This window comes from Bergeriella denitrificans NBRC 102155 (assembly GCF_001592185.1).
Taxonomy (GTDB): domain Bacteria; phylum Pseudomonadota; class Gammaproteobacteria; order Burkholderiales; family Neisseriaceae; genus Neisseria; species Neisseria denitrificans.
Genome location: NZ_BCWL01000259.1, coordinates 1 through 2,577 on the forward strand (window position 1 = coordinate 1; position 2,577 = coordinate 2,577).

Sequence of the window (2,577 nt, forward strand, 5' to 3'; positions counted from 1 at the left end):
CCTGCAAGGTCTCAGCCTTGCAGGTTGGATTACAGCTTTTTCAGACGGCTTCTTACATCATGCCGCCCATACCGCCCATGCCGCCCATATCAGGCATAGCCGGTTTTTCTTCCGGAATTTCGGCAATCATGCAATCGGTGGTCAGCATCAGACCGGCGATGGACGCGGCGTGTTGCAGCGCGGAACGGGTCACTTTGGCCGGGTCGAGTACGCCCATTTCAATCATGTCGCCGTATTCGCCGCTGCCTGCGTTGTAGCCGTAGTTGCCTTGGCCTTCCAGCACTTTGTTCACCACCACGCTCGGCTCGCCGCCGGCATTGGCAACGATTTGGCGCAGCGGAGACTCGATGGCGCGCAATACGATTTGTACGCCTGCGTCTTGGTCGGCATTGGAAGTTTCCACTTTTTCCAAAGCAGAACGGGCACGCAGCAGAGCCACGCCGCCGCCGGCCACCACGCCTTCTTCAACGGCGGCACGGGTCGCGTGCAGCGCGTCTTCCACGCGGTCTTTCTTCTCTTTCATTTCCACTTCGGTTGCCGCGCCGACTTTGATGACGGCCACGCCGCCGGCCAGTTTGGCCACACGTTCTTGCAGTTTTTCTTTGTCGTAATCGCTGGTCGCCACTTCGATTTGCTGGCGGATTTCGGCCACACGCGCTTCGATTTGGCCGGCATCGCCGAAGCCGTCGATGATGGTGGTGTTTTCTTTGCCGATTTCAATGCGTTTGGCTTGACCCAAATCTTCCAAAGTGGCTTTTTCCAAAGACAAGCCTACTTCTTCGGCAATCACGGTACCGCCGGTCAGAATAGCGATGTCTTGCAGCATGGCTTTGCGGCGGTCGCCGAAGCCCGGGGCTTTCACGGCGACGGTTTTCAGAATGCCGCGGATGTTGTTCACCACCAAAGTCGCCAGCGCTTCGCCTTCTACGTCTTCAGCGATAATCAGCAGCGGGCGGCTGGTTTTGGCGATTTGCTCCAATACCGGCAGCAGGTCGCGGATATTGCTGATTTTTTTGTCGAACAGCAACACAAACGGATTGTCCAAAGCGGCAATTTGTTTTTCCGCATCGCTGATGAAGTACGGAGACAGGTAGCCGCGGTCAAACTGCATACCTTCTACCACATCCAACTCGTTTTCCAGAGATTTGCCGTCTTCTACGGTAATCACGCCTTCTTTGCCCACTTTTTCCATGGCTTCGGCGATGATTTTGCCGACTTGCTCGTCGGAGTTGGCGGAAATCGAACCGACTTGGGCGATTTCTTTAGAAGTGTCGCAAGGTTTGGCGATGTTTTTCAGCTCGGCCACCAAAGCGTTAACGGCTTTGTCGATACCGCGCTTCAGGTCGGTCGGGTTCATACCGGCGGCAACGTATTTCATACCCTCCGCCACGATGGCTTGCGCCAATACGGTGGCGGTGGTGGTGCCGTCGCCGGCTACGTCGTTGGTTTTAGAGGCAACCTCTTTCACCATTTGCGCGCCCATATTTTCGAATTTGTCTTTCAATTCGATTTCTTTGGCTACGGATACGCCGTCTTTGGTGATGTGCGGGCCGCCGAATGCGCGGTCGAGTACGACATTACGGCCTTTCGGACCCAGGGTCACGCGCACGGCGTTGGCCAGGGTGTTGACACCGTTAACCATTTTTTGGCGGACTTCATTACCGAATTGTACGTCTTTTGCTGCCATGTTTTAGCTCCAAAATATAAATGATTGAATCTTGTGAGGCCGTCTGAAAAAAAAGGGGAATCAGGTTTCAGACGGCCTAAGTGCCTTGATAAAAAAGTTCGGGCATTCACTAACGTCATTCCCGCGAGGCGGGAATCCACAGAAAGAATGCAGTCACTTATTTGAAAACAACACATTACTTCACATCCGAGATGGATTCCCGCCTGCGCGGGAATGACGGCGGAGAGGTTTTCAATGTGTGTTTTGCAATGAAAGATAGGTTAAGCAATCAACCCGACTGACAATAATTTCAGACGGCCTGCTTATTCCACGATACCGAAGATGTCTTCTTCGCGCATTACCAGCAGCTCTTCACCGTCTGCTTTCACGGCTTGACCGCTGTATTTGCCGAAAATCACTTTGTCGCCGACTTTCACATCCAGCGCGCGGCGTTGGCCGTCGCGGCCGATTTTGCCCGCACCTACGGCGATCACTTCGCCCATATCCGGTTTTTCGGCGGCAGCACCCGGCAATACGATACCCGATGCGGTTTTTTCTTCAGCTTCCAGGCGTTTGACAACAACGCGGTCATGTAAAGGACGGATGGTCATGTTTTTCTCCAAAAATCATTATGAATCACATACATTAAGGGAATACCCTGCAACCTACGGCGGGTAATGCGGGAAAAATGGAGCTGCCCGTCCAAAATTCAAGGGCGCGGGCAAGAAATTTTTCAGAATATTTTTTCTGTATTTTCAAAGCCGATGTGCTTCGCTGCCGCGCCCGCACCGCCATGCCGCATTTGAAACCATGTACGTCCGGGAACAGAAACATCTTGAGCCACACGGCAATATTCAAACCATCTGCCGCACCAAAAGGCCATCTGAAACACGCAGCCCCGACACCGCCCC

The 2,577-nt window shown here is 53.6% G+C and carries 3 protein-coding genes; all 3 read right to left on the reverse strand.

What is annotated here, in order from left to right:
* Positions 1–52: 52 nt before the first annotated feature.
* The gene (groL, locus tag BDE01S_RS09930) at positions 53–1,687 is read right to left on the reverse strand and encodes a chaperonin GroEL (RefSeq protein WP_066081026.1); all 1,635 of its coding nucleotides are present in this window, start codon (positions 1,685–1,687) and stop codon (positions 53–55) included.
* A gap of 302 nt (positions 1,688–1,989) precedes the next feature.
* Entirely contained in the window at positions 1,990–2,277 is a 288-nt protein-coding gene (gene groES, locus BDE01S_RS09935) for a co-chaperone GroES (protein WP_066081029.1), read from the reverse strand.
* A 34-nt stretch (positions 2,278–2,311) separates the two neighbouring features.
* Positions 2,312–2,577, reverse strand: a 266-nt coding sequence (locus BDE01S_RS11435; protein ID WP_169798094.1) for a hypothetical protein, incomplete at its 5' end; no start/stop codon positions are given.

Coding starts and splice junctions, on each gene's coding strand:
- groL (WP_066081026.1), bottom strand. CDS start 1,687: ATGGCAGCAAAAGACGTACAATTCGGTAATGAAGTCCGCCAAAAAATG.
- groES (WP_066081029.1), bottom strand. CDS start 2,277: ATGACCATCCGTCCTTTACATGACCGCGTTGTTGTCAAACGCCTGGAA.